16 protein-coding genes, 2 tRNA genes and 2 pseudogenes are annotated in these 19,028 nt (G+C 64.2%); 14 read left to right on the plus strand and 6 right to left on the minus strand.

The window, feature by feature from the left end; translation table 11 throughout:
- The first annotated feature begins 266 nt into the window (after window positions 1-266).
- The 8 genes and pseudogenes from fdxA to BM438_RS27275 all read left to right on the plus strand — a co-directional run bounded on the left by fdxA (window position 267) and on the right by BM438_RS27275 (window position 4,962).
- Window positions 267-590, plus strand: coding sequence for a ferredoxin FdxA (fdxA, locus tag BM438_RS27240; RefSeq protein WP_054036179.1), 324 nt, complete (start codon window positions 267-269; stop codon window positions 588-590).
- A gap of 116 nt (window positions 591-706) precedes the next feature.
- A tRNA-Asn gene (locus BM438_RS27245) sits at window positions 707-782 on the plus strand.
- A gap of 62 nt (window positions 783-844) precedes the next feature.
- Window positions 845-920: transfer RNA gene (locus BM438_RS27250), tRNA-Asn, on the plus strand.
- 255 nt (window positions 921-1,175) lie between these two features.
- Window positions 1,176-1,652 (plus strand): CreA family protein, encoded by a 477-nt coding sequence (locus BM438_RS27255; protein WP_093640536.1) that lies wholly within the window; start codon window positions 1,176-1,178, stop codon window positions 1,650-1,652.
- 117 nt (window positions 1,653-1,769) lie between these two features.
- Entirely contained in the window at window positions 1,770-2,597 is an 828-nt protein-coding gene (locus BM438_RS27260; RefSeq protein WP_093640538.1) for an AraC family transcriptional regulator, read from the plus strand.
- A gap of 96 nt (window positions 2,598-2,693) precedes the next feature.
- Window positions 2,694-3,449: pseudogene (locus BM438_RS27265) on the plus strand (AzlC family ABC transporter permease); the annotation flags it as partial.
- An 80-nt stretch (window positions 3,450-3,529) separates the two neighbouring features.
- On the plus strand, window positions 3,530-3,853 hold the full coding sequence (locus BM438_RS27270; RefSeq protein WP_093640541.1) for an AzlD domain-containing protein: 324 nt from the start codon (window positions 3,530-3,532) through the stop codon (window positions 3,851-3,853).
- A 341-nt stretch (window positions 3,854-4,194) separates the two neighbouring features.
- Window positions 4,195-4,962 carry a DUF4088 family protein gene (locus BM438_RS27275; protein WP_093640544.1) on the plus strand — a complete coding sequence of 256 codons (768 nt, stop codon included), beginning with the start codon at window positions 4,195-4,197 and terminating at the stop codon, window positions 4,960-4,962.
- Window positions 4,963-4,970: 8 nt separating this feature from the next.
- On the opposite strand, the pseudogene BM438_RS27280 reads toward BM438_RS27275, so the two are convergent.
- Both BM438_RS27280 and BM438_RS27285 read right to left on the minus strand, forming a co-directional pair.
- A pseudogene (locus BM438_RS27280) lies at window positions 4,971-7,180 on the minus strand (ATP-dependent helicase).
- A 190-nt stretch (window positions 7,181-7,370) separates the two neighbouring features.
- Window positions 7,371-7,826, minus strand: a complete 456-nt coding sequence (locus BM438_RS27285) for a hypothetical protein (protein WP_093640547.1) — start codon at window positions 7,824-7,826, stop codon at window positions 7,371-7,373.
- Window positions 7,827-8,149: 323 nt separating this feature from the next.
- Between BM438_RS27285 and BM438_RS27290 the strand changes: the two genes are divergently transcribed.
- From BM438_RS27290 to fumC, 5 genes are all read left to right on the plus strand, one after another.
- Window positions 8,150-8,368, plus strand: coding sequence for an RNA-binding S4 domain-containing protein (locus BM438_RS27290; RefSeq protein WP_011489423.1), 219 nt, complete (start codon window positions 8,150-8,152; stop codon window positions 8,366-8,368).
- Window positions 8,369-8,613: 245 nt separating this feature from the next.
- On the plus strand, window positions 8,614-10,026 hold the full coding sequence (locus tag BM438_RS27295; RefSeq protein WP_093640550.1) for an MATE family efflux transporter: 1,413 nt from the start codon (window positions 8,614-8,616) through the stop codon (window positions 10,024-10,026).
- A 324-nt stretch (window positions 10,027-10,350) separates the two neighbouring features.
- A complete protein-coding gene (panS, locus tag BM438_RS27305) occupies window positions 10,351-11,310 on the plus strand; it encodes a ketopantoate/pantoate/pantothenate transporter PanS (protein WP_093640556.1) in 960 nt (319 codons plus the stop codon).
- A gap of 144 nt (window positions 11,311-11,454) precedes the next feature.
- Complete coding sequence (locus BM438_RS27310) at window positions 11,455-13,146, plus strand: phospholipase D family protein (RefSeq protein ID WP_425270748.1); 1,692 nt, start codon at window positions 11,455-11,457, stop codon at window positions 13,144-13,146.
- A 16-nt stretch (window positions 13,147-13,162) separates the two neighbouring features.
- Window positions 13,163-14,563, plus strand: a complete 1,401-nt coding sequence (gene fumC, locus BM438_RS27315) for a class II fumarate hydratase (protein ID WP_093640558.1) — start codon at window positions 13,163-13,165, stop codon at window positions 14,561-14,563.
- A 164-nt stretch (window positions 14,564-14,727) separates the two neighbouring features.
- Here the strand turns inward: fumC and BM438_RS27320 are convergent, their stop codons facing one another.
- The 4 genes from BM438_RS27320 to BM438_RS45630 all read right to left on the minus strand — a co-directional run bounded on the left by BM438_RS27320 (window position 14,728) and on the right by BM438_RS45630 (window position 17,989).
- Complete coding sequence (locus tag BM438_RS27320; RefSeq protein ID WP_093640561.1) at window positions 14,728-15,234, minus strand: acyl-CoA thioesterase; 507 nt, start codon at window positions 15,232-15,234, stop codon at window positions 14,728-14,730.
- Window positions 15,235-15,380: 146 nt separating this feature from the next.
- Window positions 15,381-16,442, minus strand: coding sequence for a GlxA family transcriptional regulator (locus BM438_RS27325; RefSeq protein WP_093640564.1), 1,062 nt, complete (start codon window positions 16,440-16,442; stop codon window positions 15,381-15,383).
- Complete coding sequence (locus tag BM438_RS27330) at window positions 16,442-17,710, minus strand: MFS transporter (RefSeq protein WP_093640567.1); 1,269 nt, start codon at window positions 17,708-17,710, stop codon at window positions 16,442-16,444. Before BM438_RS27330 ends, BM438_RS27325 begins: the two co-directional genes overlap by 1 nt.
- Window positions 17,711-17,845: 135 nt before the next feature.
- Window positions 17,846-17,989, minus strand: a complete 144-nt coding sequence (locus BM438_RS45630; RefSeq protein ID WP_167378466.1) for a hypothetical protein — start codon at window positions 17,987-17,989, stop codon at window positions 17,846-17,848.
- A 246-nt stretch (window positions 17,990-18,235) separates the two neighbouring features.
- Between BM438_RS45630 and BM438_RS27335 the strand changes: the two genes are divergently transcribed.
- Entirely contained in the window at window positions 18,236-18,949 is a 714-nt protein-coding gene (locus BM438_RS27335; RefSeq protein ID WP_093640570.1) for an ArsR/SmtB family transcription factor, read from the plus strand.
- The last annotated feature ends 79 nt before the right edge of the window (window positions 18,950-19,028 follow it).

Below are 19,028 nucleotides of genomic sequence, written 5' to 3' on the forward strand. Positions count from 1 at the left end.
GACTGCAGGAAAAACGGAAGGCTTGGCTCGACCAACCGCGTCAACCCATGCGCGTGCGGCGCGCCCCGTGCGCGCCAACCTGACGCATGTTACCCGAATGCATCCGGATTCAGCGCGTCGGCGGGCGGCGCTCGCCGGACGCCATAAACTAATCACAAAAACGTATAAAAGCCGTTGCCCGATGCTGCATGCGGCTCTTGACGTTACGTTACAATAGCGCTTTTGGCGTTTCGCCTCCCCTGATTCCGCATGCAGGAGCTGCCTGAATGACTCACGTTGTGACCGAAAGCTGCATCAAGTGCCGCTATACCGACTGCGTCGATGTGTGCCCGGTGGACTGCTTTCGCGAAGGTCCCAACTTCCTCGCGATCGACCCCGATGAATGCATCGACTGCGCCGTGTGCGTGGCCGAATGCCCGGTGAACGCCATTTATGCCGAAGAAGACGTGCCGGGCGACCAGCAGCACTTCACCGAGCTGAATGCCGATCTCGCGAAGAACTGGCCGAGCATCACCAAGACCAAAGCGCCGCTGCCGGAAGCCGACGAATTCAAGGACGTGAAGGAAAAGCTGGCCCTGCTCGTACGCTGAGCGGCGCCGCGCCCGCCCCTGCCGTTGCATTCGGACCAAATCGAGATGAATGCAGGGTATTGACAGGCGTCTAGTCACCTCCTACAATTTCGCTTCTCTGCTGTTTGTTGTTCTGTTCCTCGATAGCTCAGTCGGTAGAGCGCCGGACTGTTAATCCGTAGGTCCCTGGTTCGAGCCCAGGTCGAGGAGCCAAGAATTGCAAAAGCCCGTTAACCAATACGGGCTTTTTTATGTAGATCAAGTTGTACTGCTGTTCCTCGATAGCTCAGTCGGTAGAGCGCCGGACTGTTAATCCGTAGGTCCCTGGTTCGAGCCCAGGTCGAGGAGCCAAAAATTTGAAAGGCCCGCATTCGTGCGGGCCTTTTTGTTTTGGTCTGGCCTTTTGGTCTGGCCTTTTGGTCTGCCCTATTTCAATGCCGGATCCGGTGGCTTGAATCGAGGGGCGACGTGGTCGGCTCCGGCCGGAAGATAGCGCATGACCTGGCGCATTTGCACTGACCCTCTGGCGGCCACACCGTTATACGATGGTGCTTTATCGGCGCGGATCTCTCGCGCCCAACCCAAGCACTCATTCCCGGCCCTCCCATGAAACCCACCGTGATGCGCCTTGCGCTTGCAGCCGCCACAGCCCTTTCCATCCCACTCGTTCACAGCGAAGAAGTCGCCAGCGTCAATACCAACTTCCGCATTACCGGCTCCGACCGCGTGGTCGTCGAGGCTTATGACGATCCGCTCGTCCAGGGCGTGACCTGCTATGTCTCGCGGGCACGCACGGGCGGCGTCAAGGGCACGCTCGGCATCGCCGAAGATCCGACCGAAGCATCGATCGCTTGCCGGCAAGTGGGAGCGATTCATTTCACCGGCCCCGTGAAGCAGCAATCCGATGTGTTCTCGGTCAGCATGTCGCTGATCTTCAAATCGCTGCATGTGGTGCGAGTGGTCGACGCGAAGCGCAACACGCTGGTGTACATGACGTACAGCGATCGTGTAGTCAGCGGCAGCGCGAAAAACAGCGTGAGCGCCGTGCCGATGCCGGCCGGCACGACGATTCCTGTCAAGTAATCGCCGCCCCGCGGCCACGCTCACTACGCAAGAACGTACACGCATGCGTGACCGCAACGGCCGCGGCGCGCTACACTGACCGGTCATGCCGGACCGCAGGATCGCCAGACTTTCACCATGACCGCCCATCGTTTCCAGGATTCCGCCCGCTACTGGCGCACGCCGCTTTTGCCCGGCGCGGATCTGCTCACGGCGGAATATCACGATCACGAGTTCTCGCCGCATTGGCACGACGCGTACACGATTCCCGTGATCGTCGCGGGAGCCGAGGGCTATCGGTACCTCGGTTCGGACTATGTCGCCGAAGCGGGCAGCGTGCCGATCATCAATCCCGGCGAACTGCACACGGGTTCCAAGGCTGTCGAAGCGGGCTGGCGCTATCGCGTGATGTATGCGCCGGTGGATTTCATTCACGAGCTTGCCAACGACGTTGCCGGCAAGCCGCAAGCATTGCCGTGGTTCGCGCCGGGCGTCATCCGCGATCCCGATCTGGCGCAGCGGCTGGCACGTGCGCACTGTCTGCTGGAGGCCGGCGATGATCCGCTCGCCGCCGAGGCCGCGATGCTCGACGCGTTGTCCACCCTGCTGGTCCGCTACGCGCAAACGCAGCCGGAAGCGTGGCGCCTCGCCGCCGACGACGCCCGCGTCGCGACAATGCAGGAGCGCCTGACCGGCGACCTCGCCGAAGCTGTCACGTTGGCCGAAGTCGCGCGGGCAGCGGGACTCTCGCCCTTCCACGCCGCGCGCCTTTTCACGCAGACCACCGGATTGCCGCCCCACGCATGGCGCAACCAGGTGCGCTTGCAGCGCGCGCTCGCGCCATTGCGAGCGGGCGTTTCCGTAACGGATGTCGCCGCGGCGAGCGGTTTCACGGATCAAAGCCATTTCACGCGCCATTTCCGCCGCATGTTCGGCGTGCCGCCGGGGCGCTGGCAAGGCAACTGACGCACGCTTCGCCCCCACCTACCGCAAGACCACCGCAAGAACGTACAAGCCCCGTCCGCCACCAGTCGCTATGCTTCCCGAATCAAGGAGGCAAGATTGACCCATTCCAACCCAGGCCAGCCCTCAAGCGCAGGCCACTTAAAAGAATTCACCGCCGGCGCGCGCGACATCATCCCGATGATGGTCGGCGCAGCGCCCTTCGGCGTGATCTTCGGCACCCTGGTCGCATCCGGCCCGCTGCATCTATGGCACGGGCAGTTGATGTCGCTCGTCGTGTTCGCCGGTTCGGCGCAATTCATCGCGCTGGGCCTGATCGCCGGCCACGCGAGTTTTGCGGTGATCTGGGCGACCACGCTCGTCGTCAACCTGCGTCACGTGCTGTATAGCGCGACGCTCGCGCCGCACGTCGCGCACCTGCCCTCGCGCTGGCGCTGGGCGCTCGGCGCGCTGCTCACCGACGAAGTCTTCGCGGTCGCGTGGGAACATTACCGGCATCGCGAGCCCGGCACGGTCGGCCCGCACTACTTCTTTGGCGCGGGTCTGGCCATGTACCTGAACTGGCAGCTCTGGACCGTCGCCGGCCTGCTGTTCGGCGCTGCCTTTCCGGGCCTGCAGTCGCTCGGGCTCGATTTTGCGATGGTCGCCACGTTCATCGCGATCGTCGTGCCGCAGCTCGTCGCAGTGCGCTATATCGCGGCGGCCGCGACCGCGGGCACGCTGGCTTTCTTCTGGCAGGCGTGGCCGTACAAGCTCGGCCTGCTCGGCGCCGTGTTCGCGGGCGTCGCAATCGGTGTCCTGCTGTCGGCGCCGCGCTTTGGGCGAGGCGCGCGGGGCAATCCCGAATCCTCGCGAGCAGCGTCGCGTGAAAGCCCACAGGGCCCCCGCCGGGACGCCCCGCGGAAAACCTCGAAGGAAACCATGGAGGCATCGCGATGAACTACGTCGTTCTGATCCTCGGCATGGCCGCCATTACGTGGGTGATCCGCGCCGCCGTCTTCGTGCTCGGCGACCGGCTGGTGTTTCCGCCGCTCGTGCGCACCGCGCTCGGCTTCGTGCCCGTTACCGTGCTGACGGCGATCATCGTCCCGATGGCGGTTTCGCCGCACGGCGCCGACGCCGAACTGACCTGGCGCAATCCGCAACTGGTCGGGGCGCTGGCCGCCATCGTCGTCAGCGCACTGACGCGGCGACCGCTCCTGACCATTGCGGTCGGTCTGACAGTCTTTTTTGTCTGGCAAGGCGTTGTGCTTAAATAGGCGCAGCTCATAGCGCTGCTCGAGGCCGACATCCCGCGCAAACGGCGCCCACGTTGCCATAGACGCCAGGCGCGGCGGCCTCGCCACAGGGCGCTCCCCGCCGCGCGCTGCCCTCGCAGGCGACGCATCCCTCTAAAGCCGTCGCCAACGCCCCCCACACCCTTAAGTTTTCCCTGAATCCGCCGATATGAAGTCGAGGTCCGCTCATCGGGATACGTCCCGCTGGTTACGCGGCAACAGGCAGGATTCAACCGCGCCAGCACGGGCGTCGCGTCTCACGGGGTTAGTGCGCGAACCGCCGACATGACAATGCAGCGCGGCAGGACCAAACGGGATAACACATGGGTCAAATCACCCTCACGCTCAAAGACGAGACCATTGCGACGCTGCGCAAGGACTTCGACGCTTTTCTGCGGGTTTCGCTGAAGCTCGATCCGCAGTTCGCGACGCCGTCGTTTGAGGATTTTTTGCGCGCCAAGCTGCTCGACAACATGGTGCCGCTAACCGAACACGCGGTTCAGCGGATGTTGCAGGGTGGCCAGTACGCATGGGCAAAACGCACGCTGGACAAGGAATTCCCGGACGTCGTCGCGATTCTGATGAGGCAGGCGGGAGAATTCGGTTTCGGCTTTGCGGCCCGCTCGGAATGGACGCCGGAAGAGCTCACCAAGCAGTGCCGCGACTGGGCGGCGGCCATCGTCAAGGAAGCGGAAGGCGACGCAGTGCTGATCGATCCGCTCGCGGCGCAGATCAAGAGCGCCGCGCAGGACATTCAGGCGCTCGAGGAAGTTATGCAGACGCCGGCCTGGCGTCTGGTGGAATCGCTGCGTCAGCGCGTCTACGAAGCGAAAGTGGCGTGCGAAACGAGCGTGGGTAGCACGGCGCGCGAAAAGCTCGGCGAACTGCGCGGACTCCTGCGCCTCGGCATTTCGCACGGCTCGTTCCAGAAACAGGAAGCGCAGCAGATCATGGAATATCTGCGTCTGCTGAAGCCGGAAATCTTCGTCGAAGAACCGTATGACGTGTTCTCACGCCTCGCCGCCTGGCTACGCAATTTCTTTGTGCCGCCGCGTCCGGCGCCGCAACAGCAACAACGGCAGTCGCGGTAAAAGCAGGTTCAGTCCCACATCTTTCTGAGCTTCGCGCCGATCTCGATCTTCGCCTGCGCCGCCGCGGCCAGTCCCGCCGCTGTCGGCGCGCTCGGCACGGGCACGCGCGGCCAGGCGTAGGCGTCGAACAAAGGCATCAGATGCGCCGGAATGAAGCGCGTGCGCGACGCCCACACATGACGGTCACCCATATGCGTCTGGTTGTGCACGCAAAGCGCTGCGGCACGACGATATGCAGGTCTTCCTTCGCGCGCGTCATCGCTACGTATAACAGGCGGCGTTCCTCGTCGATTTCCTCTTCACTGCCCGTGCCGAGATCGGACGGAATGCAACCGTCGACGCCATTCAGCACGAACACGTTGCGCCACTCCTGACCTTTCGCCGAATGGATCGTGGACAGGATCAGGTAGTCCTCGTCGATCAAAGGCACGCCCGATTCGTCACTGGTGGCGTCGGGCGGATCGAGCGTCAGCTCGGTCAGGAAGCGTTCGCGCGACGCATAGGTGCCCGCGATGCTTTCCATCTGCAGCACATCCGCATGACGGATCGCCGCGTCCTCGTGATTGCGCTCGAGATGCGGCTCGTACCAGCGCCGCACCATCTCGAACTCGGCGGGCCACGGCGTCTGCCGCCCGTACACGCTCGACATCAGCTTGACGAACGGATGCCAGTCCTCCTGCGCGCGAGCGGGCGGCGCAAAGGCGGCCAGCGCGCCACCGGCGCTGTGGGTGAAATCGGCCGGATCGCCGTCACGCGCCCGCGCCACAACCTCGTCCAGCACCTTCGCAGCGGTGGCAGGGCCGATGCCCGGCAGCAATTGCACGACGCGAAAACCCGCGACACGGTCGCGCGGATTCTCCGCCCAGCGGAGCACTGCGAGCACATCCTTGACGTGCACCGAATCGAGAAACTTCAGGCCGCCGAACTTCACGAACGGAATGTTGCGCCGGGTCAGTTCGATCTCGAGCGCGGCGCTGTGATGCGCGGCGCGAAACAGCACCGCCTGTGACTTGAGCTTCATGCCCTGCTCGCGCGCTTCGAGCACCTGTTCGGCGATATAGCGCGCCTGATCCGCTTCGTCGGCGACCGTCACCAGACGCGGGCGCTGCGCCGACGCTTTGTCGGTCCACAGATTCTTCGTATAGCGCTCGCTGGCGAGCTCGATCACCGCGTTCGACGCCGCCAGAATCGGCCCGGTTGAGCGGTAATTGCGCTCAAGCGTGATCTGCCTCGCAGGCGGATTGAAGTGCGCCGGGAAGTCGAGAATATTGCGCACGGTCGCGCCGCGAAACGAATAGATCGACTGGGCGTCGTCGCCGACCACGGTCAGGCCGCGGCCGTCGGGTTTCAGCGCGAGCAGGATCGACGCCTGCAGGCGGTTGGTGTCCTGATACTCGTCGACCAGCACGTGATCGAAGCGCGCCGACAGATCGGCCGCGATCGCCGGCTCCACGGCCATATGCGACCAGTAGAGCAGCAAATCGTCGTAATCGAGCACGCTCTGCTTCTGCTTGGCTTCGACGTATGCGGCGAACAGCATGCGCAAATCGGCTTCCCACTCGCGGCACCAGGGAAAGGCACTGTTGAGCACGTCGGCAAGCGACGCGCCGGTGTTCACCACGCGCGAGTAAATCGCAAAGCAGGTGCCTTTAGCCGGAAAGCGCCGCTCTTTCGCCGACAAACCGAGCTCGTGGCGCACGAGATTCATCAGGTCGGCGGAATCCTCGCGGTCGTTAATCGTGAAGGCGGGCGCGAGGCCGATCAGGTCCGCGTATTCGCGCAAAAGCCGCGCGCCGACGCTGTGGAAGGTCCCGGACCAGGTCAGCCCTTGCGCCAGCGCAGCCCGCGTACCGAGCGCCGCTCCGGCGATGCGCGTGACACGGCGGGTCATTTCGAGCGCGGCGCGGCGTGAGAAGGTCAACAGCAGAATACGGCGCGGATCGGCGCCCTTCACCACCAGATTGGCGACCCGGTGCGCCAGTGTGTTGGTCTTGCCGGAGCCGGCCCCCGCGATCACCAGCAGCGCGCCCGGCGGCGCGTTAGGGCTGTCTGCGCCATATTCGACGGCTTCGCGTTGCGCGTCGTTGAGCTTTGCCAGCCAGGCGGCGGTATCGTTATCTGTACCGGAAGCAGACGGAGGCGAAGATTCAGCGACGGAGAGCACAGTGGATTCGGGCCTGAGGTGGAATTGACGCGGCGACGCATACTGTATATCCATACAAGTATCGGAGACAAGCGACCCTTTTTTCCGTCCCGCATCCCAAAAGAAATGGCCCGGACGCATACGCGCTCCGGGCCGTTTCATTGCCAAGACACAGCGAGACGTTCACGACGCCCCGCGGCAAGGCTGGTTGAGGCAGCGGCTAAGCTTGTCGCCACGCCTTGTGGTTCATCAGAACAACTCAGGCTTAGTGCTTCACGTCGGCGCCGTTGTCCTGATCGGACGCCTGGCCTTGCATGTTCATCTTCATTTCGTTGTTGGCTGTCTGCTTGTCAGCCTTCTGGTTGATCTTGGCGTCGCGCACCTGCTGCTTGTACTGCGACTTGGCAGTCTTTTGCTGTTGCGCCAACTCCGCCTTGGACGCCTTCTTCGACGCCTTGTATTCGGCGTTAGCCTGCGCGTTGGCGTCGCGCTTCTGCACCAGCGGATCGGTCGAGCCCGATGCCGTCAGACGCGTCGGCGCCGGCGTCACCGGCTGCACACCTTGCGCGGCCGGAGCCGCAGGCGCGACGTCGGCGCCTTGGGTTTGGACCTGTGCCTGGCCGTTCACACCGGCGGCCGGTTGCGCGGTCTGCGCGAACGCCGCGGTAGCAGCAAAAGCAGTCAGGGCGGTACCGATCAGGAGCGTACGAATCTGAGTCATGGCTAAATCCTCTCTAAGGTTGTTGTGACGCGGGCGCCGTATCCGGTGCGGCACATTGACGTGTGCTTCATGCCATGCGCACCTCGCCCGGTCTATTCGTTGCCGGGAAAAATCCAGCAAGCTTTCCTACAGACCCGCACTTTACGAGTGAAGTTCGTAATAGACGACCGGTGTTACGGAACGTTTCATTTTCTGACAACTACATAACATCTGCTTGCAATCGCCCGAAAACGCTCCGACAGTACACGGACTACGCGCCGACTATTCATTAGGGCAAGCTTGTGGCTTATGATGCGAACCCTTTGCTTGAAGGCGCAAACGCCATGCCCAACCTTGATTTCACACTGACCGGCGACTACGTCGAACTGCACAATCTCCTGAAGATAACGGGGCTTGCGGACAGCGGCGGGTCGGCAAAAATGATGGTCGCGGACGGCGCGGTGACCGTCGACGGCCGGGTCGAAACGCGTAAAACCTGCAAAATCCGCGCGGGCCAGGTCGTGCTGCTGGGCGATACGCGCATCGCGGTGCACGAGGCCTGACGCGCCGAGTCCGAAAACTCGGGGGACCGCGCGCACCAAAATCGTGCCCATTCCATCGACATCCCCGCGCCTAAGCAATAAGCTGTCAGTTTCGACAGACAAACAATCGGCTGACAGCCGCCCTACGCTCCGGTGAGCCCGCGCATTTCGCCGCATCGCTGGCTCACCGGCAGCACGCACGCCCCGCGAATCGGCCGGGCTGCGCCCTCCGCCACGCTGTCGCCCCTTCCGCTTCCAAGCGCTCCATGACTCAATCCGGCTTCACCCGGGTGGCCGCCCGGCCGCCGACCCTGACCCGCCACGCTGCCGATACCGCCCGGCTCGCCGCGCCGCTCGCCATCGCGCAACTTTCGCAAATGGCGATGGGCGTCACCGACACGATCCTGCTCGGCTCGCTCGGCCCCGACGCGCTCGCCGCCGGCGGCCTCGGCGCCAATCTGTTCTTCGTTGTGGTGACGCTGCTGCAGGGCGTGCTTACCTCCGTCAGCGTCAGCGTGTCGCATGCGCGCGGCGCGCAGGACGAAGGCCGCGTGCCGCATATCTACTGGACCGGCTTTGTGCTGTCGGTGCTGCTGTCGGTGCCCGCGTTCTTCCTGCTGTCGTTCGCCACGCCGATCCTGCTGGCCTTCGGCGAACCCGCGCTGCTCGCGCACAACGTCGGCGAATACGCGGCGGTGCTGCGCTGGGGTTCGCTCGGCAGTCTGATCGGCGTCGGCCTGATGCGCTCGTTCCTGCCGGCCATTGGCGCGGCCAAGCGGCTCCTGTGGGTGTCGCTCATCAGTGTGTTCGTCAACGGCTTTCTCAACTACGGGCTGATTCACGGCGTCTACGGACTGCCTCGCTTAGGCTTTCTCGGTTCGGCGGCGGCCACCTCGATCACCGTCTGGCTGAGCGCGCTCGTGCTGATGGCCCTGTTGCATCTGCGGCCACGCTATAAACATTTCGTCGTCGCGACGCGGCCGAACGTGCCGTTGATGGGCGAGTTGTTCGGCATCGGCTGGCCGGTCGCGATCACCTATGGCGTCGAATCGACGCTGTTCCTCGCCACTGGCCTGATGGTCGGCCTGCTCGGCGAGTCGCAACTGGCCGCGCATCAGATCGCCTTGAACGTCGCCTCGGTGGCCTTCATGGTGCCGCTCGCGATCGGTCAGGCAGCCAATGTGCGGGTCGGCTACTGGTCCGGCGCCGGCCAGCCGCTCGCCGCGCGCCACGCGGGTTTCGTCGCGCTCGCGCTCGGCGTCGGCTTCATGACGCTGTCGGGCATCGTGCTGATCGCCGCGCCGCACTGGATCGTTGGCCTCTATCTGCATCTCGACGACCCGGCCAACGCCGCGACGGTGACGTTGGCGAGTTCGCTGCTCGGCGTGGCGGCGATCTTCCAGATCGTCGACGGCATGCAGACGGTCGGTTCAGGTTGCCTGCGCGGTCTGAAGGACACGCGCGTGCCGATGATCGCCGCGACGTTCGGCTACTGGGTCATCGGCTTTCCGACCGGTTACGTAATGGCATTTCACTTCGGGCTGGGCGCGCGTGGTTTGTGGTGGGGACTCGCGGCCGGCCTCGCGAGCGTCGCGCTTCTGATGACGCTGCGCTTTCACAAACTGAGCTTGCGGCGCGTGCCGGTTATGCCGGGCACGCCGCCTGCCCCTTCGGCCTGAAGTCACCTGAAGTCACCTGAAGTCACCTGAGGTGAGCCTGCAGTCGGCCTTAACCCGGCATGTCGCGGATGGTTGCGCCCGCAACCATCGTTTCCCGGCAAGCGCGCAGCGAACGGTAAAATGCGCCCTCTGGCAAAACCGCGCGCACCCGCGCGATGCCACGCGCGCGCCTCACGAAGGCCCGCGCCGCCTGGCGGCCCGACACCCGCCGCCAGCATCCGCCGCTCCTCGCGAGCGGCGCTCCGAGCATGCACCGCGCCTCACGGCATGCCACCCGACCGACCACCGAATCTCGCTATAAAACATAACCAAGGACCACCCGTCATGCTTGCCCGCGTCACCCGTTTATTTCCGCTCTGGGCCGTGCTCGTTTCGATTGCCGCATACTTCTCGCCCGCCTCGTTCACCGGTGTTGCGCCGCACGTCACCACACTCCTGACGATCATCATGCTGGCCATGGGCGTCACGCTCTCGGTGGCCGATTTCCAGCGCGTCTTCACGCGACCCGCACCGGTCGTTGCCGGCATCGTGCTGCATTACCTCGTGATGCCGCTCGCCGCATGGGTCATCGCCAAGGCACTGCGCATGCCGCCAGATCTGACCGCCGGCATGGTACTGGTAGGCAGCGTGGCAAGCGGCACGGCGTCGAACGTGATGATCTATCTGGCGCGCGGCGACGTGGCGCTATCGGTGACGATCAGCGCGTTGTCGACGCTCGTCGGCGTATTCGCGACGCCGCTGCTCACGCGTCTTTATGTGGATGCATCGATTGCCGTCGACGTGCACGGCATGCTGATGAGCATCCTGCAGATCGTCGCGCTGCCGATCGTGGTCGGCCTCATCGTCAATCAGTTGTTCAACAAGGCGGTGCGCAAGATCGAACCGATCTTGCCGCTGATTTCGATGGTCGCGATCGTACTGATCATCGGCGCGGTGGTGGGCGGCACGCAGAAGAGCATCGCGTCGGTGGGCCTCGTGGTCATGCTGGGCGTGGTGCTGCACAACGGTATCGGCTTGCTCGGCGGCTACTGGGGCGGCCGTCTGCTCGGCTTCGACGAAGCCGTCTGCCGCACGCTCGCTATCGAAGTGGGTATGCAGAACTCGGGACTCGCGGCAACACTCGGCAAGCTGTATTTCACGCCGATCGCGGCGTTGCCGGGCGCGTTGTTTTCGGTGTGGCATAACCTGTCCGGCTCGCTGCTCGCGGGGCATTGGGCAGGACGTCCCGCGAAAGGATCGACGCATCCGGATGGCGAGCGCGCCTTGAACGTCGAGCGCGGGTAATCACGAACCTGCGACGCGCCCCGGTAGCTACACGGAAGATCGAAAGCCCACACGCCTGATTCCCCTTAGAATGCATTTCTCGACAGCGTAAGCGCGCTACCCGCGCTGCCGCGATGAGAAGCGTGCAAACCAGGGAGAGCCAGCGTGTCGTGGCATCAAAATCAAGATCAAGATCAAGATCAGACCGCATCGCACCGCAAGTGCGCGTTCCGCACACCCAGCAGGAAGACCTCTTCTTGGGAGACGAGGAGACATTTCTTCCTGCTGTGCTGCGCAACGGCATTTCTGACCGCTTGCGCGACCAAGCCGCCCGCCACCGCATTCGACCGTCCGGTCACCCACGCACTGCCCGCCACTGAAACAACGCCGCTTCACACGGCCCTTGCGCCACTCGAAGCCGCGCACCCGGGTCAGACCGGTTTCCGGGTGCTCGCTAGCGGCACCGACGCCTTGCAGATGCGCATTGCGCTCGCACGCGCGGCGACGAAAACCCTCGACATGCAGTACTACATCGCCAACGAGGACACCACCGGCAAGCTGCTGCTCGGCGCAGCGCTCTATGCGGCCGATCACGGCGTGAGAGTGCGCATGCTTGTCGACGATCTGAACTTCAAGGACATCGACCAGACCATGGCGGGTCTGAACTCGCACGACAACATCGAGGTCCGTGTTTTCAATCCGTTCGGCAGCGCGCAGGAAGGCGTATTCGAACGCACGACGAACGTGTTCACGCAGATCGGCCATTTCACGCGCCGCATGCACAACAAGTCGATGATCACCGACAACCAGTTGGCTATCGTCGGCGGCCGCAATCTCGGCGACGAATATTTCAGCGCGAGCGAAACGCTGCAGTTCCGCGACCTCGACGTGCTGGCCGCCGGCCCGGTCGTCGCCGACGTCTCCGCCAGTTTCGACGACTACTGGAACAGCAGCATCGCCTATCCGCTGCGGGCTTTGAACAAGCAGAAGTTCGATGCGAAGGAACTCGACCAGACGCGCGATGATTTACGCCAGCACTGGCGCACCAACGCCGACCCGTACAACGCGAAACCGCTGAACGCTACGCCGCTCGCCACGCAGATTGCCCAGGATCAACTTGGCCTGACGTGGGCGCCGGCCGAATTCAAGGCGGATCTGCCGGAGAAAATCGAACATCCGTCACCGGACTACGTCAGCCCACCGATGCAGCGGCTGGGCGAGCTGATGCACGACGCGCAGAAAGATTTTCTGATCATTTCGCCCTACTTCGTACCGCACGAGAACGGCGTCAAGGCGGCCGGCGAACTGACGCATCGTGGCGTGCGCATCGCGGTGCTGACCAACTCGCTCGCCGCGACCGATGCGGTAGCGGTGCAGGCCGGCTATAGCCCCTTCCGCGTACCGCTGCTGCAACAGGGCGTGGAATTGTATGAATTCAAATCGCAGCAGAGGGAGCGGCGCGTCGGTTTCGGCGGATCCAGCTCGCGAGCCAGCCTGCACGCAAAGACCTATGTCATCGATCACAAGATCCTGGTGATCGGCTCGATGAATCTCGATCCGCGCTCAGCAAATCTGAACACCGAGCAGACGCTGGTCATCCACAGCCCGGCACTCGCCGAACAGGTCGCGCAGATCTTCGAACGCGCCATTGCGCCCGAAGCCAGCTACCGCGTCACGCTCGCCGACGCGGCGCAACTCGCCTATCTGCGCTCGATCGGTGCGCCCCTCTCGCCGCTCGTCTGGACCGACGTCGAAGACGGCACGCGCCGCACCTATATCTTCGACCCCCAGGCGGGTTTTTACCGGAACGCGCTAACGGGTCTATTCTCCTTATTGCCTGTCAACGCAGAACTTTGAGAAGCGGAGTTAAACCATGGCTGAAGACGTACGAATGGAGCGCGATACGTTCGGTGAAATCGCCGTACCGAACGCTCGTCTATGGGGCGCGCAGACCCAGCGCTCGCTGCAGAATTTCCGCATTTCGTCCGAAAAGCAATCGCCCGAACTGATCACTGCGCTGGCGGTCATCAAGCGCGCCGCCGCCGAGGTCAACCAGGGTCTTGGCGTGCTCGACGAAAACAAGGCGAAGGCGATCATGCAGGCGGCCGACGAGATCATCGACGGCAAGCATCCTGAAGAATTTCCGCTCGCGGTCTGGCAAACCGGGTCCGGTACGCAGACCAACATGAACCTCAACGAGGTGATCGCGAATCGCGCGAGCGAGCTGCTCGGCGGCGAGCGCGGCGAAGCGCGCAAGGTGCATCCGAACGACGATGTGAATCGCGGCCAGTCGTCGAACGATGTGTTTCCGACTGCAATGCACGTGGCCGCCGCCTATGCGATCGTCAAGCATCTGCTGCCCGCGCTGAAGACGCTGCGCGAAACGCTCGACGGCAAGGCAAAAGCCTTCGCGGACATCGTCAAGATCGGCCGCACGCATCTGCAGGACGCTACGCCGCTGACGCTCGGCCAGGAGTTTTCGGGCTACGTCGCGCAACTCGATCATGGCATCCGTCACGTGGAATCGGCGTTGCCGCATTTGTACGAACTCGCCCAGGGCGGCACGGCGGTCGGCACCGGTTTGAACGCGCATCCACAGTTCGCCGACAAGGTGGCGGCCGCGATCGGCAAACTGACCGGCTTGCCGTTCGTCTCCGCGCCGAACAAATTCGAAGTGATGGCCGCGGCCGATGCGCTGGTGTTCGCGCACGGCGCGTTGAAGACGGTGGCGGCGAGCCTGAACAAGATCGCCAACGACATCCGCTGGCTTGCAAGTGGCCCGCGTTGCGGCCTCGGCGAACTGTCGATTCCCGAGAACGAACCGGGCAGCTCGATCATGCCGGGCAAGGTCAATCCGACTCAATCCGAAGCCTTGACGATGCTGTGCGCGCAAGTGTTCGGCAACGACGTCGCGGTGAATATCGGCGGTGCGAGCGGCAACTTCGAATTGAACGTGTTCCGGCCGATGATTGCGCACAACGTGCTGCAATCGGTCCGTTTGCTCGCCGACGGCGCGCACAGTTTCAACGACAACTGTGCAGTAGGGATCGAGCCGAATCGCGAGCGCATCGATACGTTGCTCAATGAATCGCTGATGCTGGTGACGGCGCTCAATCCGCACATCGGTTACGACAAGGCCGCGCAGATTGCGAAGAAGGCGCACAAGGAAGGTACGACGCTGAAGGCGTCAGCGCTCAAGCTCGGCTATGTCACCGAGCAGCAGTTCGACGAATGGGTGCGGCCGAAGGATATGGTCGGGCATTCGGCGGGGTGATCGCCGGTGGGATCGGCAGGAGCCTGGCCGGTCTGGCAGATTCGCTGACGTGATTGCAAATAGCAGGCCGCGCGGACGCAATGTTCGCGCGCCCTGTTGTGCATGCTTCTGGCAAGCGGCGGCACGTCTTCCGCAAGGCGTGCCGATGCCGCCCGAGGCGCCGCTTAAACCTTCCCCTGCGCCACTTCTTCCGGCTTTAGTTCGACGATCGCGTCGAGCGCGTCTTTCACGTCCATCGCGTACCTGGCAAGGCGCTTCTGTTCATCCGTTTCCGGGACGAACGCCGGCACCGGCACCGGGTGGCCGTTCTCGTTGACGGCGACCATCACCACCAGGCAGTCCGTGGTTTGCAGCAGCTCGCCGCCCTTCGGATCGCCCGCCTGCACCGAGACGTGGATGTGCATGCTGGTACGCCCCGTCGCCACGACCCGCGCGCGCAGTTCAACCAGGTTGCCAACCAGGATCGGCCGGCGAAAACGGATATTGCCGACGCTGACCGTCACGCAGTAGCGCCCCGACCACACCGCCGAGCACGCGTACGCGGTTTCGTCGATCCACTTCATCAACGCGCCGCCATGCACCTTGCCGCCGAAGTTGACCGAGCTGGGCTCGGCGAGAAAGCGGAAGGTGGTTTCGGAACGGTCCAGGGGCGCTAAGGCAGGGGTGCTCATCTTGACTCCGGTCAATCGGACGCATTTAAAGGAGGCGATTATACGAGCGCAATATTGACTCCGTCGCGGGTCGGATGGGGCTAAGTAGCCGAATTTCGACCTGGACGAGCGCAATGCTTTCGTCGGGCTTTCGGTTCGAGGCCCGTTTAACTCGCCGCCACAAGCGCAGAAACCGCCGCGCGCTGCGGCACGACCGCCGACTCGAACCGCTCCCGATACTCGAGCGGCAACACGCCGAAGCGCCGCACAAAGGCTCGCCTCAAATTCTGCTCGCTGCCGAAGCCACAATCGAGCGCAATCCGCTTCAGCGGCCGGCGCGACTCCGCCAGCGCCCGCGCGGCCGCCTCCAGCCGCAATGCCGACACCGTTTTGGCCGGCGTGCGGCCCACCTCGTCGACGTAGCGCCGCGCGAAAGTCCGTGGACTCATTTGCGCACGCTCGGCCAGCCGCTCGACCGATAGGTCGTCGCGCAAATGGCCCGCCATCCAGCTATGCAACGCCTCGAACGGCCCGCCCGCCGACGCCTGTGCAGCAAGCGCCGCGCTGAATTGCGACTGGCCGCCGGGCCGTTTCATGAACACCACCAGCCGCCGCGCCGCCTGCATCGCAACCGCGTGGCCGACATCTTCTTCGATCAGCGCGAGCGCCAGATCGATGCCCGCCGTCACGCCCGCCGATGTCCAGACGACGCGCTTTCCCTCGCCATGGCCCACGTCGCGGATAAAGATCGGATCCGCGTCGACCTGTACGTTGGGAAAGCGCTGCGCGAGATGCGGCGCTTCCCGCCAATGGGTGGTCGCCCGGCGGCCGTCGAGCAGGCCCGCCGCGGCGAGATAGAAGGCGCCCGTGCAGACTGAACACACGCGCCGCGCCTCCGGCGCACGCCGCCTGATCCACGAGACGAGTTCCGGCTGCAACGTGCAGTGTTCGTCGATTGGGACGCCGGGGACGATCAGCGTGTCGATCGGTTGGTCGTCGAGTGAATCGAGCCGTTCGGTGACGACCGGCAGACCCGGAAAGGTTTGCAGCACGCCGCCGTCGATCGATGCGACCGTCGTGCGATAGGCGACCGGCTCGGCGGCGTTGCCGGACTTGCCCGCCGCAGCCGCCATCGTCAACTCTGCGCGCCAGAACGCCTCAAGCGGCCCGCATGCATCGAGCAGCACGAGATCAGGAGCGACCGCGAAAACGATATGACGTACCGTCATCAGGACACCCCCGCCGCAAGTTGCCGCTTCCGCGACCACGCATACGCCAGCGTAGCCAACGCCGCCATCCCCAGCAGCGGAAAGATCGCGGCATTGATCGTCGCCCAGCCGAAGCGCGCCAGCAATTGCCCGGCAAACAGCGAGCCCAGCGCGGAAAACGCAAACGTCGTGAATTCGCTGGTCGCCTGCGTCTTGGCCCGCTCGGACGGCCGGTACGATTGTGCGAGCAGCGTCGAGCCGCCGACGAACATGAAATTCCACCCCACGCCGAGACAGGCGAGCGCCGCGTAGAAGTGCGGCAGATCGGTCGAGCGCAGCGCCAACACACCGCACAGCGCCGACAGCACGATCCCCGCACCGATCACCGGCAGCACGCCAAAGCGCCGGATCAGCCGCGCGGAAAACAGCGACGGCGCGAACATGCCGACGAGGTGCCATTGGATGATCGCCGCGCCGTCGCCGATCGTGTGGCCGCACGCCACTGCCGCAATCGGCGTCGCGGTCATCACGAACATCATCACGGCGTAGCCGAGCGCGTTATTGGCGAGCGCCGCTGCAAAGATCGGCTGTCGCACGATTTCGCCGAGTGGCCGCGCCGGTTCGTGCGTCACGGCCGCACTCGCGGACGGTGCGGCGTCGCGATACAGCAGCGCGAGCATGGCAATCGATACGAGCCCGAAGCCGGTGACGAGCGCATAGGAGCCGGCGAAGGCCACCGGCGCGAGCCAGTCCTTACTCCATGCGGCGAGCAGTGGTCCGCAGACGGCGGCCACCACGCCGCCGGTGAGCACCGTCGAAATCGCGCGGCTTTTGCCTTCGATTCCCACCGCATCCGCGGCCGCCAGCCGGTAGTACTGCGCGAACGCCTGGAACACGCCGACGGTCGCCGTACCGGCGCAGAACGCCCAGAAGCTGTGATGAAAGATCGCCCACACGGAGACGGCCCCGCCCAGCGCGCCGACACCGGCGCCGAGCATGAAGCCCGCGCGCCGTCCGATGCGCGCCATCAGGAACGACGCGAAGATGGTGGTCAGTGCGGCGGCGACGGTAATCAGTGAAAACGGCAGCGTCGCAAGCGCCTTGTCATCGGCAAGCGTGTAACCGACCAGACCGGTCAAGGTCAGATCGATCGAGACCGATGAGGTGTAGAGCGCCTGGCAGACCGCCAGCACGCGCGCGGCGCGCCGGCTATGAGGATCGGAGTGGCCGGAGTCGGTTTGCGTGCCGGCAAAGGACGAAGCGGCAGAGGGAGCAGCGGGTGGCGGCATCGGTAGGCCTCAGACGGCGAAAGTGGCGATGCCTGGATCGTCACATGGCCAGAGGTGGCAGGAATGACAATGATGCATCAATTTCAGCCAATCGCCGCACTCGGCCACCTGAAAATGTGGCCGCGCGCCTCGCGCTTACTTGCGAACCGTAATACCTTCGTCGATCGTGCCGTACATCGTGATGCTGCCCGTGCCTGCACCCGAGCTCGAGCCGGAACCGCCCTGCGCGCACGCGCTGAACAACAGAACCGCGGCAGCGGCGGCAAGAAGAAATTTCATGACAGCGTGTTCCGGCAAAGACAGAGTTCGATTCTAGCCTGGCGGCCCAACGCGACGTCAAAGCGGCATCGCCGCGCCGAAGCGCAGAAACAGCGCCTTATCGAAGCACCCACCAGCCGGCCCTTCCCGCCGGATTTTCGTAGCCACTGCATTCGACGATTCACGCTAAGCTGAAACATCGAATACAGCAGCCAGATACAGTGGACTGCATGGCGCCCTGCCCGCGCCGCCAACCGGAGACGCCTGATGCCCATCACTCTCACAGACGAACAGAATCACTTCCCCGGCTTGAGCCGCATCGGTGCGCTGCTCGCCGATCCCGGCCGCGCAGCGATGTTGTGGTCGCTGATGGACGGCAGCGCCCGCCCGGCCGGTGAACTGACGATGATCGCCGGGCTCTCGCCGTCGGCAGCCAGCGCTCATCTGGCGCGTCTGACCGACGGCGGCCTGCTCGCGCTCGAAGTGCGCGGCCGGCATCGCTATTTCCGGATCGCCTCGCCGGATATCGCCGCGTCCATCGAAGCGCTCGCCAACGTTGCGCAGGTCAGCGCGCCGCAACGGGCCGTGCCGCGGCCGGTGCGCACCGTGCCGGTCGACATGCGCTACGCCCGCACCTGCTACGACCATATGGCGGGAGAATTGTCGGTACGGGTGTTCGAGCGGCTGGTCGAACGCGGTCTGCTAACGCTGCACGGCTCCTCGCTCGAAGCCACGACCGACGGCGCCGCCCGCTTTGCCGAATGGGGCATCGACATGTCCACCCAGAAGAGCCGCCGGCGCCGCTTCGCCTGCACCTGTCCCGACTGGAGCGAACGGCGTCCGCACCTGGGCGGCGCGCTCGGCGCCGCGCTGCTCGATTCGTGGTCGGCGCATGGCTGGGTCGAACGCACTGAGCGGCCGCGGATCTTGCGCATCACCCCGGCAGGCCACCGCCATTTCGACGCGTTCCTGGCCGCTTGAAACACGCTTAACTGATTGACGCGATTACAGAATTTGCGCATTCAGCTTACGAAACGCCTTATCGAGACCTTTTGTTACA

Origin of the sequence: Paraburkholderia aspalathi (assembly GCF_900116445.1) — a bacterium.
Lineage (GTDB): Bacteria > Pseudomonadota > Gammaproteobacteria > Burkholderiales > Burkholderiaceae > Paraburkholderia > Paraburkholderia aspalathi.

What these genes read in the sequence shown, in the direction of transcription:
- BM438_RS27255 (WP_093640536.1), top strand. Translation starts at nt 1,176, where the DNA reads ATGAAACCCACCGTGATGCGCCTTGCGCTTGCAGCCGCCACAGCCCTT.
- BM438_RS27325 (WP_093640564.1), bottom strand. Translation starts at nt 16,442, where the DNA reads ATGACGGTACGTCATATCGTTTTCGCGGTCGCTCCTGATCTCGTGCTG.
- fdxA (WP_054036179.1), top strand. Translation starts at nt 267, where the DNA reads ATGACTCACGTTGTGACCGAAAGCTGCATCAAGTGCCGCTATACCGAC.
- panS (WP_093640556.1), top strand. Translation starts at nt 10,351, where the DNA reads ATGCTTGCCCGCGTCACCCGTTTATTTCCGCTCTGGGCCGTGCTCGTT.
- BM438_RS27290 (WP_011489423.1), top strand. Translation starts at nt 8,150, where the DNA reads ATGCCCAACCTTGATTTCACACTGACCGGCGACTACGTCGAACTGCAC.
- BM438_RS27270 (WP_093640541.1), top strand. Translation starts at nt 3,530, where the DNA reads ATGAACTACGTCGTTCTGATCCTCGGCATGGCCGCCATTACGTGGGTG.
- BM438_RS27320 (WP_093640561.1), bottom strand. Translation starts at nt 15,234, where the DNA reads ATGAGCACCCCTGCCTTAGCGCCCCTGGACCGTTCCGAAACCACCTTC.
- BM438_RS27285 (WP_093640547.1), bottom strand. Translation starts at nt 7,826, where the DNA reads ATGACTCAGATTCGTACGCTCCTGATCGGTACCGCCCTGACTGCTTTT.
- BM438_RS27335 (WP_093640570.1), top strand. Translation starts at nt 18,236, where the DNA reads ATGCCCATCACTCTCACAGACGAACAGAATCACTTCCCCGGCTTGAGC.
- BM438_RS45630 (WP_167378466.1), bottom strand. Translation starts at nt 17,989, where the DNA reads ATGAAATTTCTTCTTGCCGCCGCTGCCGCGGTTCTGTTGTTCAGCGCG.
- fumC (WP_093640558.1), top strand. Translation starts at nt 13,163, where the DNA reads ATGGCTGAAGACGTACGAATGGAGCGCGATACGTTCGGTGAAATCGCC.
- BM438_RS27330 (WP_093640567.1), bottom strand. Translation starts at nt 17,710, where the DNA reads ATGCCGCCACCCGCTGCTCCCTCTGCCGCTTCGTCCTTTGCCGGCACG.
- BM438_RS27295 (WP_093640550.1), top strand. Translation starts at nt 8,614, where the DNA reads ATGACTCAATCCGGCTTCACCCGGGTGGCCGCCCGGCCGCCGACCCTG.
- BM438_RS27260 (WP_093640538.1), top strand. Translation starts at nt 1,770, where the DNA reads ATGACCGCCCATCGTTTCCAGGATTCCGCCCGCTACTGGCGCACGCCG.
- BM438_RS27275 (WP_093640544.1), top strand. Translation starts at nt 4,195, where the DNA reads ATGGGTCAAATCACCCTCACGCTCAAAGACGAGACCATTGCGACGCTG.